The following is a 12,964-nucleotide window of genomic DNA, read 5'->3' as shown; positions in this document are numbered from 1 at the left end:
CTGCAGGCTTCCCTGGACCGAGGCATGCCATGATCCGCGTCGAATGCTCTAGATATTGACCTGCGTACCGATCTCGACCACGCGGCCGGTGGGTATCTGGAAATATTCGGTCGCGTCGCTGGCGCTTCGAGCCAGGGCGATGAACAGCCGATCCTGCCAGCGCGGCATCTCCGAGCGGGCCGAGGCCTTGAGAGAACGGCGCGAAAGGAAGAACGAGGTCGTCATGATGTCGAACTTCCAGCCCTGCTTGCGGCAGATGGCAAGCGTGCGCGGAATATTGGGACGCTCCATATAGCCGAAAGTCAGCGTGACGCGCATGAAGAGATCGTTGATGGGCTCGATGCGCACCCGCTCGCTCTTGCGCACCAGCGGCGTCGAAGCCGTGACCACCGTCAGGATGACATTGCTCTGGTGCAGCACCTTGTAGTGCTTGAGGCTGTGCATGAGCGCCGTCGGCGTGCTCTTCGGATCGCCGGTGAGGAAAACCGCGGTGCCCGGAACGAGCGCGGGCGGATTCTCCGCCATCTTCCGCGATATGATATCGAGCGGAACCTCGCCCTTGCGCGTCTTCTCGAACAGCTGGCGGCTGCCGCGCACCCAGGTGAACATGACGAGGACGACGAGCACGGCCACCACCAGCGACGCCCAGCCGCCATCGACGACCTTGATGAGATTGGCGCTGACGAAGGTGAGGTCGATGATCAGGAAGCCGGTGGTCAGCGCAATGGCGATCCACAATCTCCAGTTCCAGATCCGCGTCATGACGATGAACAGCAGGATCGTCGTGACCAGCATATTGCCGGTGACGGCAATGCCATAGGCCGAGGCGAGATTGGTCGAGCGTTCGAAACCGAGCACGAGCAGGATGACGACGATGCCGAGCAGCACGTTCACTTTCGGCAGGTAGACCTGGCCGGACTGCTTCTCCGACGTATGCTCGATGTTCAGGCGCGGCAGAAGATTGAGCTGGACGGCCTGGCGCGACAGCGAATAGGCGCCGGAAATGACCGCCTGGCTGGCGATGACGGTCGCCATGGTCGCAAGACCGACCATCGGCAGCAGCGCCCAGCCCGGGAACATCTCGAAAAACGGGTTCTTGGCGGAAGACGCATGGGCGAGAATGAAGGCGCCCTGGCCGAAATAATTGAGCAGCAGGCAGGGGAACACGATCCACATCCACGCCGTCGCAATGGGCTTGCGGCCGAAATGCCCGAGGTCGGCATAGAGCGCCTCGGCGCCGGTCACCGCGAGAAACACCGTGCCGATGGTCGGAAAGGCCGTGGCGGGATTGTTCATGATATATTCGAAGGCATAGACCGGATTGACCGCCGCGAACACCGTGAGGTCGTCCGCCAGATGCCACAGGCCGAAAGCGCCGATCGCCAGGAACCACAACAGCGTTATCGGACCGAAAATGATGGCGACCCTCGCAGTGCCGAAACGCTGTATGGAGAACAGCGTGATAAGGATGACGAGGGTGATGGGGACGATGAACGGTTCAAGGTCCGGCGTGACGATTTCCAGTCCCTCCACGGCCGAGAGCACGGAAATTGCCGGCGTGATGACCGCATCGCCATAGAACAGGGAAGCGCCGATGATCCCGAGGCCCAGAATGAGCTGCGGGCGAGACTTGAAGCTCGCCCGCGCCAATGCCATCAGGGAAAGAATGCCGCCTTCGCCGTCATTGTCGGCGCGCAGCACGAAAAGCACGTATTTGACGGTGACGATGAGCGCCAGCGCCCAGAAGATCATCGATACGACGCCGAGCACGTCCGTGCGGCTCAGGCTTCCGTCCAGCGATGCGGCGTGGAGCGCCTCGCGAAAGGCGTAGATGGGGCTGGTACCGATGTCGCCATAGACGACGCCGAGAGCGCCGAGCACCAGGACCGGAAAAGCTTCCTTGTGGTGCGGGTCCGACTCATGAACGACATTGCCGTTTTCGCAGCTATCGTCGTCCGACAGTTGGTCACTCATATGGCTTTCCCTCGCTCTGACGGCGTGGGCGGACGAGTTAGTCGTGTTGCATCGCAATATCAATCATCATTTTAACATAGCTGTTAACAACTGCTATGCAAAAATGCATGGGAAAATTGTAAATGCAGCCGTTTCAAAGCACTAGCCGCGCAAAGCGGCAAGAAATCTTTCCACAGATCGCGCCATTCCATGGACCAGCGCATCGGCTGTGAGGCCGTGTCCAATAGACACTTCCACGAGATTCGGCACCTTTTTGACCAGCGGCGGCAGGTTTCCGACCGTCAGGTCATGGCCGGCATTCACCTCCACGCCGGATTTTTCCGCCGCCAGTGCCGTCGCGCCGAGCTTCTCCAGTTCGCTCGCCTCGCGCTGCCTGTCTTCCACGGCACCGCCATAGGGGCCGGTATAGAGTTCGACGCGCTGTGCGCCGAGTTCCGCCGCGAGCGCCGGCAGGGCGGGATCGGCATCGATGAACAGGGACACGCGGCGGCCGTCGCGCTTCAATTCCTGGATGATGGGCTGCAGAAACTGCGCCTGCCGCTCCAGATCCCAGCCATGGTCCGAGGTCGCTTGCGCCGGGTCGTCGGGAACCAGCGTCACCTGCTCGGGCTCGTTCCTCGCGACGAGATCGAGGAATTCCGGGGTCGGATAGCCTTCTATATTGAATTCCGCCGCCGGAAATTCATCATCGATCAGCGCCCGTATTTCCGGCAGGTCGGAGAAGCGGATATGCCGCTCGTCCGGCCGGGGGTGAACCGTGAGGCCGGAAGCGCCGGCGGCCAGCGCGATGCGCCCGAGGCCGGTGACGCTTGGCCATGGCAGGTCGCGGCGGTTGCGCAGCATGGCGATGGCGTTGAGATTGACTGAAAGAGAAGCTGTCATCGAAAAGAACCCGCGCGAATAGGATGGCGTCAGTTAATACAGTGCGAAGCCGCATTGGAAACAGCTATATCGTCACCCTGTCAATTCCGGCGCCGCACCGGCACCTAGCGCACCACGGTCAGCCGCTCGGCCGCCCGGGTGATCGCCGTATAGAGCCAGCGCTCGCGTGTGTCGCGGAACGCATAGCTCTCGTCGAAAAGCACGACTTCGTTCCATTGCGAACCCTGCGCCTTATGGGTCGTCAGTGCATAGCCATAATCGAAATCATCATAGCGCTTCTTGGTCTGCCATGGAATCTCGGTATCCGGATCGTCGAACTGTGCCTTGAGCAGCTTTATCTTTGCCACGCCCCTGCCCGGCTCCTCGTCTTCGGGCGAGACGAGCAGGTTTATTCCCGGCTTTACGGTCTCGCGCGACGACGTCATGACCTTCCACAGCGACCCGTTCAAAAGTCCCTTCGCCGGGTCGTTGCGCAGGCAGACCAGCTTGTCGCCGGCCTGCGGAAACGATGCGCTGAAGCCCTTGAGTTCCCGCAAACGTTGATTGTAGCGTCGGCGCGTGCGGTTGGTGCCGACGAGGACCTGATCGGCGCCCAGCACCAGTTCCTGCGTCACCTCCGCCTTCGAAATGACCTTGGCCTTGCCGAAATCCCCATATCCGAAGTCGCGGCCCTCGCGCGCATCGAGAGCGAGGCGCAGGATCGGATTGTCCCTCGCCTGCCGATGTATCTCGCTCAGGAGGAAATCCGGATCATGCTCGGTGAAGAACCCGCCGCCGGAGATGGGCGGCAACTGACCGGGATCGCCGAGCACGAGGATCGGCGTGCCGAAAGTCATCAGGTCGCGGCCAAGCTGTTCATCGACCATCGAACATTCATCGACGACGATCAGCTTTGCCTTTGCCACGGGGCTTTGGCGATTGAGCGAGAATGTCGGCGCGATGCTGGTCTTGCCCGTGGTTTCATCCTCCACGGCTTCCTCGCCGCGCGGCCGATAGATCAGCGAATGCAGGGTTCGGGCGTTTCTGGCGCCCTTGGAGCGCAGAACCTGCGCCGCCTTGCCGGTGAAGGCGGCAAATTGCACGTCGCCGTCGATGTGCTCGGCGAAATAGCGCGCCAGGGTTGTTTTCCCCGTTCCCGCATAGCCAAACAGCCGGAAGATCGGGCTCCGGCCATCTTTCAGCCATTTGGAGACGGCTTTGAGCGCCTCATCCTGTTGAGGTGATAATTGCATGGGTCTGACTGACAGGATTCGTGCCCAAAGGGCAAGAAGAATGCGCGCCGGCGCTCATTTCCTAGAGATTATCGGGATTTCCGGCGCGGATGGTGCCCTCGCCGATCGGGCCGAAATGCTTGTCGACCATGCGGAAGCGATCGTCCTTGACCTGCAGCGTCCAGCAGATCTTCTTTTCCTCGCCCTCATAGGTCAGGCAGAGCCCTTCCTCCGACAGCGCCCATTCGCCCGAATAGGAAATGCCCTTGGTCAGGAGTTGATCGGGCTTGCAGCATTCGATCATCCTGCCGCGCGACGTGCCGTCCTCGGCCAGGTACTCGCTGAAATTATAGGGCGGCTGCGCCTTGATTTCGCCAGTCAGCGTCGCGCCGGTGAGCAGCTTGCGCAATTCTTCCAGGGGCGGCGTCGGCCAGGTCTCCTCTGCCTGCGTCGGCGCCGCCAGCAGGGTCAGCGACAGGACCAGGATTGCACCGATCCGTTCCATCGAGATAAGCCTCATATCAATTCCTGTCAGGGTCGTTTTCGAGCAAGATCGGCTTTCCGTGCGGCGTTGCCTTCGCCGCGCGCTGCCACGCCGCCGCCAATGTCCCGATATGGTCCGGGTCCGCAATCCCCTTCCGCGTCATCAGGGTTTCCAGCGCGTCCAGCCAGCATTCGTAATAATTGCCGGCATCATGGCGGAAATCCGGCTGGGCCAGCCGCGTCGACAGCGCCTCGGCCCAATCGGCCCAGCTGAACAGTCCCCGCTCGTGCAGCGCGACGACCATGGCGAAGGCCTGCGCCTGCCACGGCTCCTGGAACGTGGGCGGGTCGATCGCCCCTTGTCCCCGGGGATCGAAATCAGGCAGGCTCAAGATAGCTCTCCCACGCGTCGATGCTGACCACGGAACTCGCATCCGCCGAGCGTCCCCATAGCTCGCTTCCTGCGAACGCCACCGTGTAGACGAATTGCGGGTTCTCGCCATGGCCATGGGCATTGCTGTCCGGATAGACATAGCCGGCATGCACGGATTCGATCACGCCTTCCCTGCCGCTCGCATAGCGCGGCAGGCGTGTGTGGGTAGGCGGATTGAAATTGATGGTGCGAACCCTGTCGCCCGGCTTGAAACGGGGCTGGCCATCGACAGGCCGGTCGCACGGCCCGCCCCGGGCAAGAGCCGCCGGGACATTTTCGGCAAGGAGCTTCGACTTTGCCTGCGCACCGGCGGAGAGCGCCCGTCCGGACCGCAATTCTTCATCGGAGACGAAACCATGGCGTTTCAGCAGGATCTCCAGCGCCTTGATCCAGATTTCATAATAGCTGGAGGCGTAATAGTCCCCCGGATGCAGGCTTTCGCGCGCGTGGCGGCTTTCATCGATATTCCAGTGCCCCATGGCCCCGGCAGCCAGTGTCAGCCCGAGCGCGCGCTTCTCCCATTCCGCATGGAACAGCGGCTCGTCCTTCTCCGGCGCCACGGGCCCGAAGCCCATTTCACCGCCAAGGTCCTGTGCTCCGTTCATGCTGCGCCCGGAGCCAGCGCCAGCCCCGCCCCGATCATGGAATCACGCGTGACGAGATCGGCCAGCGCCTCCTCGCTCAATCCCTCCGTATTGGCGGGACGCATCGGAATGACGAGATAGCGCAGTTCCGCTGTCGAATCCCAGACGCGGATACGGGTGGATTGCGGCAGCACGACATTGAACTCCGCCAGCACGCCGCGCGGATCGATCACCGCCCGCGAGCGATAGGGCGGCGACTTGTACCAGACGGGCGGCAGGCCCAGCACCGACCACGGATAGCAGGAGCACAGGGTGCAGACGACGAGATTATGCGTCTCGGGCGTGTTGAACACCGCCTGCATATGCTCGCCCTGCCGTCCGGTGAAGCCGAGGGAAGCGATCGCAGCCGTCGCATCCTGCTTCAGCCAGTCGGCATATTGCCGGTCGCTCCAGGCCCTGGCGACCACGCGGGCACCATTGCGCGGGCCGACCTTGTGTTCGTAGGTATCGACAATAGCATCGATGGCGGCGGGATCGACGAGCCCCTTCTCCGTCAGGATCGTCTCCAGCGCGCGTACGCGCGCCGTCATCGGGTCGAGTTCGTTGTCGTGGTCATGATCATGATGATGGGCCATGGCCAAATCCTATGAGGCTCTCGGCAAAGTCGCAAGCCTTACCTCAGCATCGGCCAGAGACTGGCGACGAGGGCAACGCCCATGGTGATGTTGAACCATCTGAGGCGGACCGGATCGGCCAACCAGCCGCGCATGACCTGCCCGAAGGCTGCCCAGCTCGATACGGAAGGCACATTGACGATCGTGAAGACGAGGCAGACGATGAGAACCGTGGCGATATAGGATTGCGGCGACGTATAGGTCGCCATCGCCGTCACCGCCATCACCCATGCCTTGGGATTGACCCACTGGAACGCCGCCGCCTCGAGGAAGGAGATCGGCTGCGAACGCCCGTCGACATTGTCCATAGACCTGGACGTCGCAATCCGCCAGGCGAGATAGACGAGATAGGCGCCGCCGGCGAATTTCAGCACCGTATAGAGCAGCGGCACCGTTTCCAGCAGGGCTCCAAGGCCGAAGCCGACCCCGAGCAGGAGGAAGCAGAAGCCCGAGCCGATGCCGAGCATATGCGGGATCGTTCTGCGGAAGCCGAAATTGGCGCCGGATGTGAGCAGCATGAAATTGTTGGGACCCGGCGTTATCGACGCCACGAAGGCGTAGACGACCAGGGTGATGAATATATCGAGAGACATCTTGAACCGCGTTGGTAACGCTCAGGGTTGGACAATAGCCTGGAACCGGCGCCATGGCCGTTCAACAGGCGACTTGTCAGGGATGCAATCGAAATCCCTGACAAGATTGCATCTGTCTTTACATGCCGACAGGGCCGCGATTCATCGCCGCGACGCCGGTCCGGCAGATTTCCACCAGTCCCAGCGGTTTCATGATCGCGATGAACTGGTCGATCTTGGAGCTCTTGCCGGTAATCTCGAAGATGAAGTGCTCCGTCGTCGCGTCGGCGACCTTGGCATGGAACGCGTCGGCCAGCCGCAAGGCTTCGTTGCGGTGCTCTCCCCGCCCCGCGACCTTGACCAGCGCCAGCTCGCGCTGGATCGGCCGTTCATGCCCGAGTTCGTCCGCCCGCATCGACAGGTCCACCACGCGGTGGACCGGAACGATGCGTTCCAGCTGGTGGCGGATCTGGTCGAGTATATGCGGCGTGCCGCGCGTCACGATCGTGATCCGCGACAGATGCTGCTCGTGCTCCGTCTCCGAAACCGTCAGGCTCTCGATATTGTAGCCTCGCCCGGAAAAGAGGCCGATCACGCGTGCGAGCACGCCGGGTTCATTGTCCACCAGCACCGACAGGACGGTGGTGACGGGTAGTTCCGTTTCCTTGGCAATGAAATAGGCGGAGCCGGAGGCTAGGTTCTGTGCGTTCATCATTTCTCTCCGGCTTAAACGAGCTGTCTGCCCTTGGCATCGATTGCATTGGCAACCGCTTCATCGGTCGCCTCGTCCGGCAGCAACATCTCGTTATGTGCCTTGCCCGAGGGGATCATCGGGAAGCAATTGGCGAGATTGGCAACGCGGCAGTCGAAGAGCACCGGCTTCTTCACGTCGATCATTTCCTGGATGGCGTCGTCGAGCTGGTCCGGCTTTTCGCAACGGATGCCGTGCCCGCCATAGGCTTCCGCCAGCTTGACGAAATCCGGCAGCGCCTCGGTGTAGGAGTGCGACAGGCGGTTGCCGTGCAGCAATTGCTGCCACTGCCTCACCATGCCCATATATTGATTGTTCAGGATGAAGATCTTGATCGGCGCTTCATACTGAACGGCGGCGCTCATCTCCTGCATCGTCATCTGGACGGAAGCGTCGCCGGCAATGTCGATGACCAGCGATTCCGGATGGGCGATCTGCACGCCGAGCGCCGCAGGCAGGCCATAGCCCATCGTTCCAAGGCCGCCCGACGTCATCCAGCGGTTCGGCTTCTCGAACCCGTAGAACTGCGCCGCCCACATCTGGTGCTGCCCGACTTCGGTGGTGATATAGGTGTCGCGGTCCTTGGTCAGCGCATAGAGCCGCTCAAGCGCATATTGCGGCATGATGACGTCCTTGTTGCGCGTATAGGACAGCGAACGCCGGCCCCGCCATTTGTCGATCTGCGTCCACCAGGCATCGATCGCCTTTTCGTCCGGTTTCTGCGACGAGGCACGCAGCAGGCGGATCATGTCCTCCAGCACGAGAGCGACATCGCCGATGACCGGGATATCGACGCGAACCGCCTTGTTGATCGAGGACGGGTCGATATCGATGTGGATCTTCTTCGAGTTCGGCGAGAAGCCGCTCAGCCGCCCGGTGATGCGGTCATCGAAACGGGCGCCGATATTCACCATGACGTCGCAATCATGCATGGTCATGTTGGCCTCGTAGGTGCCGTGCATTCCCAGCATGCCGAGCCAGTTCTTGCCGGAAGCCGGATAGGCGCCGAGCCCCATCAAGGTGGAGGTGATCGGGAAATTGGTCAGCTGGACGAGTTCCCGCAGCAATTTGCTGGCCTCGTTGCCGGAATTGACGACACCGCCGCCGGAATAGATGACCGGACGCTTGGCCGAGAGCATCAGCGCCACGGCCTGCTTGATCGCTTCGAGGTCGCCCTGCATTTTCGGCCGGTAGCTGGTGCGCGGGCTGGTCTCGGGCGGCGTATAGGTGCCGGTCGCGAACTGGACATCTTTCGGAATATCGACGAGGACCGGTCCCGGGCGCCCGGTGCGGGCGATATGGAACGCTTCATGCAGGACGCGGGCGAGATCGTTCACGTCCTTGACGAGCCAATTGTGCTTGGTGCAGGGCCGGGTGATCCCGATCGTATCGCATTCCTGGAAGGCGTCGGAGCCGATCAGCGTCGTCGGCACCTGGCCGCTGATACAGACGAGCGGAATGGAATCCATCAATGCGTCCTGCAATGGCGTCACCGCATTGGTGGCGCCGGGACCGGAGGTGACGAGCATGACGCCGACCTTGCCCGTGGAGCGCGCATAGCCTTCGGCGGCGTGTCCGGCGCCCTGTTCGTGCCGCACCAGCACGTGCTGGATCTTGTCCTGCTGGAAGAGTTCGTCATAGATCGGAAGCACAGCACCGCCGGGATAGCCGAAAATATCTGTTACGCCCTGGTCGATCAGCGCCTGGACCACCATTTCGGCCCCGGTCATTTCGCGTCGTTGCGATGGCTGGCTGTTGTCCTGTCTATCTGCGGTCATTGGTCTCTTCCCGTCTATTCTGTGGCGCGCGGCCTTTCAGAAGGTGCTTTCGTTTAGCTGAGATGATGGAAATAAAAAAGGCCCCCGAAGGAGCCTGTGTTTCGCGCATGGGAGCTTTCGCCGGGTGTTTACAACACCCTGCCCATGCGCGATCCCACGACGATAAGAATAGTTTTCATGGTGGCGGACGATAATTAAGCCTTTTCCGTCCGTCAACGGCAAAAATGACCTCATTTGCAAAAGGATCGATTGAATCGATCCGGTCAGGGGCGCGCAATGCGCTGCCAGCTACTATCGAGCTGGTTGCGAAACCACGTCATCTGGCGCTTGGCATATTGCCGTGTCGCGATGATCGCGCGTTCGATCGCCCGATCGATTTCCATTGTCCCCGCCAGCACTTCCGCAAGTTCACGGACGCCGATCGCCCGCGTGGCCGGGAGGTCGCCCGCGAGCCGCATCGACAACAGCGCGCGAACCTCGTCGAGGGCCCCGAGATCGATCATCCTGGCGAAGCGCTGCGCTATGCGGTCGTTCAGCCATTGCCGGTCGGGCTCGATGACCATCTTCTCCGCGAACTCGCCCTCGATCAGCGCTTCGCCCTTCTGCTCCTGCCACTCGAGGATGGAGCGATTCGATGCCTCGAATACTTCAAGCGCCCGCACGACGCGCTGACTGTCGGTGGGGCGCAACGTTGCGGCGGCCAGCGGGTCCCTGGCGGCGAGCACCGCATGCAGCGCCTCGGCCCCCTGTTCGACCTGCTGCTGTCGCCAATAGGCGCGTATATCGGCGGGAATCTCCGGCATGTCCGAAAGGCCGCCGAGAAGGGCGCGGAAATAGAGGCCGGTACCGCCGACGAACACCAGCGGACGCTCGCGGAGCGGCGGTTGCTGCAGCAGCCTCTTCACATCGTCCAGCCAAAGGCCGGTGGAATAGGCGACCGACGGGTCGACATGGCCATAGAGATAATGCGGGACGACCGCCTGTTCGCTGGCATCCGGCCGCGCGGTGAGGACGTCGAGAACGTCATAGACCTGCATCGAATCGGCATTGACGATGACCGCCTGCCGCTCCTTCGCGATCTCCAGCGCAAGTGCCGACTTGCCGCTTGCGGTCGGTCCGGCTATCAGCACTACTCGTTGTCTACCCACACCATCACCCGACTGGAAATCGCTCATGCCATTCATGGCCACTCTCATAGCCAATCCCGCAAGGCCCGTCCTTACGACTTCCCTCGGGATTAAAGCTTCTGCCGCCATCAATGCAACCGGTCTTTACTGGCTGGCGGACGGCGTGGCCTGCGATCTGACCATCAGGGAGGGCGCGGATCTTGCCGCGGTGCGCGCCGAGCTTGCGAACGCCATCGATGGCGAGCCGGTGGATATCGTCGTGCAGGAACAGGATGCGCGGCGCAAGAAGGTGCTGATCGCGGACATGGATTCGACCGTGATCCAGCAGGAATGTATCGACGAGCTTGCGCAGGAGGCCGGCGTCTACGACCAGGTCGCGGCGATCACCGCCCGCGCGATGAACGGGGAGATCGATTTCGAACCGGCCTTGCGGGAGCGCGTCGCGCTGCTGAAGGGGCTGCCCTATTCGGTCATCGACAGGGTTATCGCCAGCCGCATCACATTGATGCCGGGCGCGCCGGAACTGGTGCGCACCATGAAGAAGCACGGCGCCTATACCGCGCTCGTCTCGGGCGGCTTTACCGTCTTCACGCGGCGGATCGGCGAAATGATCGGCTTTCACGAGAACAGCGCCAATGTCCTTGTCGACAATGGCGAGACGCTGAGCGGCGAGGTCGCCGAACCGATACTCGGGCGCGATGCGAAAGTGGCCGCCCTGCGCTCCATCTGCGAGCGTTTCAGCCTCTCCACCCAGGATGCGCTGGCAGTCGGCGACGGCGCCAACGATCTCGGCATGATCCAGCTTGCTGGCACAGGCGTCGCCCTGCATGCGAAGCCGATCGTCGCCGCGCAGGCGAAAATCCGCATCGACCATGGCGATCTGACCGCCCTTCTCTACCTGCAAGGCTATAGAAAGACCGATTTCGTCGTCTGACGCGCCCGGACGCTGCTGAAGATCAATCGATCTGCAGGGTGACGAAGCGCAGTTCTCCGCTCTTGGACGCGAGCATGAGCAAGGCGTTCTTGCGGCCCTCATCCCTGAGTTTCTCGATGCGTGCCGCCACGTCTTCCGGCGTCGAAACCGCTTCCTGTGCAATGTCGACGATGACATCGCCGGCCTGGACGCGCTTGTTGCCCGCGACCGAATCGTTCTGCACTTCGGTGATCACCACGCCCTGGACTTCCTTGGCGATGCCGAACTTCTTGCGCGTCTCGTCGTCCAGCGCTCCGAGCGTCATGCCGAGTACATCGACGCCCTGAAGCGTGCTGTCCTCGCCCTCGTCGGTCTGATCCTGCTTGGCCGCCTGTTGCTCGCTGTCCTCCAGCCGGCCGAGCTTGACCTTCACCGTCTGCTCCTTGCCCTTGCGGACGATGACGACGTCCACTTCCTTGCCGACGGGGCTCTCGGCGACGACGCGCGGCAGGTCCTTCACGGTGCCCACTTCCTTGCCGTCGAAACGGATGATGATATCGCCGGCCTGGATCTCGCCGCCTGCAATCGGGCCGCCTTCGATGACACCGGCAACGAGCGCGCCCTTGCTGGAGGTCATACCGAGGCTTTCGGCAATATCGTCGGTGACGGGTTGAATGCGAACGCCGAGCCAGCCTCGGCGGGTCTCTCCGAATTCACGCAATTGCGCGATGACGCCGGAAGCGAGTTCCGCCGGGATGGCGAAGCCGATGCCGATGGACCCGCCGGTCGGAGAGATGATCGCCGTATTGATGCCGATGACCTGGCCATACATGTCGAACAGGGGCCCGCCGGAATTGCCGCGATTGATCGCGGCATCCGTCTGGATGAAATTGTCGTAGGGGCCGGAATTGATGTCGCGGTTGCGGGCGGAAACGATGCCCACCGTCACCGTGCCGCCGAAGCCGAACGGATTGCCGATCGCCATGACCCAGTCGCCGATGCGGGTCTTCGACGAATCGCCGAACTGGACCGCGACCAGCTTCCGCTTGGATGGATCGACCTTCAGAACCGCAAGATCGGTCTTGGTGTCCTTGCCGACGAGCTCGGCCGGGAGCTTCATGCCATCGCTGAAATTCACTTCGATCTCGTCTGCATCGGCGATGACGTGATTATTGGTGACGATGATCCCCTGCGCCGCGTCGATCACGAAACCGGAGCCCAGCGACTGCACCTCGCGCGAAGGATTGTTCTGGCCGGGCCGCTGCTTGCCGAAATATTCGTCGAAAAACTCCTGGAATGGCGATCCGTCGGGCACTTTCGGCATCGGAATGGGCCCGGATTCGCCATCGGGACCCTTGACCCGCTGCGATGTCGATATATTGACCACGGCGCCGAGCAGCCCATCGGCGAGGTCCGCGACCGAGGCCGGCCCCTGGGCGCGCGGCTGCGCACTGTTCGGAACTGCCGGAGCCTCGTTCTGGGCCATCGCCTGCGTCACGGTGAAGGGACTGCCCGCGGCAGTCACCAGCACGAGAAGCGCCACGGAAGCAGAGAGAGAGCGGACGACTTTATCGGAAACCAT

13 protein-coding genes are annotated in these 12,964 nt (G+C 62.0%); 1 reads left to right on the top strand and 12 read right to left on the bottom strand.

The window, feature by feature from the left end; translation table 11 throughout:
- Positions 1-48: 48 nt before the first annotated feature.
- The 11 genes from M8997_RS02455 to miaA all read right to left on the bottom strand — a co-directional run bounded on the left by M8997_RS02455 (position 49) and on the right by miaA (position 10,526).
- A complete protein-coding gene (locus tag M8997_RS02455; RefSeq protein ID WP_250013323.1) occupies positions 49-1,974 on the bottom strand; it encodes a potassium transporter Kup in 1,926 nt (641 codons plus the stop codon).
- A 141-nt stretch (positions 1,975-2,115) separates the two neighbouring features.
- Positions 2,116-2,856: a pyridoxine 5'-phosphate synthase gene (locus tag M8997_RS02450; protein WP_250013319.1), complete on the bottom strand. Its 741-nt coding sequence runs from the start codon at positions 2,854-2,856 to the stop codon at positions 2,116-2,118.
- Positions 2,857-2,960: 104 nt separating this feature from the next.
- Positions 2,961-4,088 carry an ATP-dependent RecD-like DNA helicase gene (locus M8997_RS02445; protein WP_250013317.1) on the bottom strand — a complete coding sequence of 376 codons (1,128 nt, stop codon included), beginning with the start codon at positions 4,086-4,088 and terminating at the stop codon, positions 2,961-2,963.
- Between the two features lie 61 nt (positions 4,089-4,149).
- Positions 4,150-4,587, bottom strand: a complete 438-nt coding sequence (locus M8997_RS02440; protein ID WP_250013314.1) for a hypothetical protein — start codon at positions 4,585-4,587, stop codon at positions 4,150-4,152.
- 1 nt (position 4,588) lies between these two features.
- Positions 4,589-4,942: a nitrile hydratase accessory protein gene (locus M8997_RS02435; RefSeq protein WP_256473140.1), complete on the bottom strand. Its 354-nt coding sequence runs from the start codon at positions 4,940-4,942 to the stop codon at positions 4,589-4,591.
- On the bottom strand, positions 4,929-5,588 hold the full coding sequence (nthB, locus tag M8997_RS02430; protein ID WP_250013312.1) for a nitrile hydratase subunit beta: 660 nt from the start codon (positions 5,586-5,588) through the stop codon (positions 4,929-4,931). Before nthB ends, M8997_RS02435 begins: the two co-directional genes overlap by 14 nt.
- Complete coding sequence (gene nthA, locus M8997_RS02425) at positions 5,585-6,202, bottom strand: nitrile hydratase subunit alpha (protein WP_250013309.1); 618 nt, start codon at positions 6,200-6,202, stop codon at positions 5,585-5,587. Before nthA ends, nthB begins: the two co-directional genes overlap by 4 nt.
- A gap of 38 nt (positions 6,203-6,240) precedes the next feature.
- Positions 6,241-6,834, bottom strand: a complete 594-nt coding sequence (locus M8997_RS02420; RefSeq protein WP_250013307.1) for a LysE family translocator — start codon at positions 6,832-6,834, stop codon at positions 6,241-6,243.
- A 118-nt stretch (positions 6,835-6,952) separates the two neighbouring features.
- The gene (gene ilvN / locus M8997_RS02415) at positions 6,953-7,525 is read right to left on the bottom strand and encodes an acetolactate synthase small subunit (protein ID WP_250013305.1); all 573 of its coding nucleotides are present in this window, start codon (positions 7,523-7,525) and stop codon (positions 6,953-6,955) included.
- A gap of 14 nt (positions 7,526-7,539) precedes the next feature.
- Entirely contained in the window at positions 7,540-9,342 is a 1,803-nt protein-coding gene (locus tag M8997_RS02410; protein ID WP_256473139.1) for an acetolactate synthase 3 large subunit, read from the bottom strand.
- 263 nt (positions 9,343-9,605) lie between these two features.
- Entirely contained in the window at positions 9,606-10,526 is a 921-nt protein-coding gene (gene miaA / locus M8997_RS02405; protein WP_250013303.1) for a tRNA (adenosine(37)-N6)-dimethylallyltransferase MiaA, read from the bottom strand.
- Between miaA and serB the strand changes: the two genes are divergently transcribed.
- Entirely contained in the window at positions 10,516-11,403 is an 888-nt protein-coding gene (gene serB / locus M8997_RS02400) for a phosphoserine phosphatase SerB (protein WP_250013301.1), read from the top strand. The genes miaA and serB overlap by 11 nt on opposite strands.
- 22 nt (positions 11,404-11,425) lie before the next feature.
- Here serB and M8997_RS02395 read toward each other — a convergent pair whose 3' ends face one another.
- The gene (locus tag M8997_RS02395) at positions 11,426-12,964 is read right to left on the bottom strand and encodes a DegQ family serine endoprotease (protein ID WP_371929476.1); all 1,539 of its coding nucleotides are present in this window, start codon (positions 12,962-12,964) and stop codon (positions 11,426-11,428) included.

It is taken from the genome of Phyllobacterium sp. 21LDTY02-6 (assembly GCF_023554255.2).
Lineage (GTDB): Bacteria > Pseudomonadota > Alphaproteobacteria > Rhizobiales > Rhizobiaceae > Phyllobacterium.
This window is presented reverse-complemented; position numbering and strand designations above follow the sequence as displayed.

Excerpts from the sequence above, each read along its gene's own strand:
- M8997_RS02450 (WP_250013319.1), bottom strand. The coding sequence starts at position 2,856 with ATGACAGCTTCTCTTTCAGTCAATCTCAACGCCATCGCCATGCTGCGC.
- nthB (WP_250013312.1), bottom strand. The coding sequence starts at position 5,588 with ATGAACGGAGCACAGGACCTTGGCGGTGAAATGGGCTTCGGGCCCGTG.
- ilvN (WP_250013305.1), bottom strand. The coding sequence starts at position 7,525 with ATGAACGCACAGAACCTAGCCTCCGGCTCCGCCTATTTCATTGCCAAG.
- M8997_RS02455 (WP_250013323.1), bottom strand. The coding sequence starts at position 1,974 with ATGAGTGACCAACTGTCGGACGACGATAGCTGCGAAAACGGCAATGTC.
- M8997_RS02420 (WP_250013307.1), bottom strand. The coding sequence starts at position 6,834 with ATGTCTCTCGATATATTCATCACCCTGGTCGTCTACGCCTTCGTGGCG.
- serB (WP_250013301.1), top strand. The coding sequence starts at position 10,516 with ATGCCATTCATGGCCACTCTCATAGCCAATCCCGCAAGGCCCGTCCTT.
- nthA (WP_250013309.1), bottom strand. The coding sequence starts at position 6,202 with ATGGCCCATCATCATGATCATGACCACGACAACGAACTCGACCCGATG.
- M8997_RS02395 (WP_371929476.1), bottom strand. The coding sequence starts at position 12,964 with ATGGTTTCCGATAAAGTCGTCCGCTCTCTCTCTGCTTCCGTGGCGCTT.
- M8997_RS02445 (WP_250013317.1), bottom strand. The coding sequence starts at position 4,088 with ATGCAATTATCACCTCAACAGGATGAGGCGCTCAAAGCCGTCTCCAAA.
- miaA (WP_250013303.1), bottom strand. The coding sequence starts at position 10,526 with ATGAATGGCATGAGCGATTTCCAGTCGGGTGATGGTGTGGGTAGACAA.
- M8997_RS02440 (WP_250013314.1), bottom strand. The coding sequence starts at position 4,587 with ATGAGGCTTATCTCGATGGAACGGATCGGTGCAATCCTGGTCCTGTCG.
- M8997_RS02410 (WP_256473139.1), bottom strand. The coding sequence starts at position 9,342 with ATGACCGCAGATAGACAGGACAACAGCCAGCCATCGCAACGACGCGAA.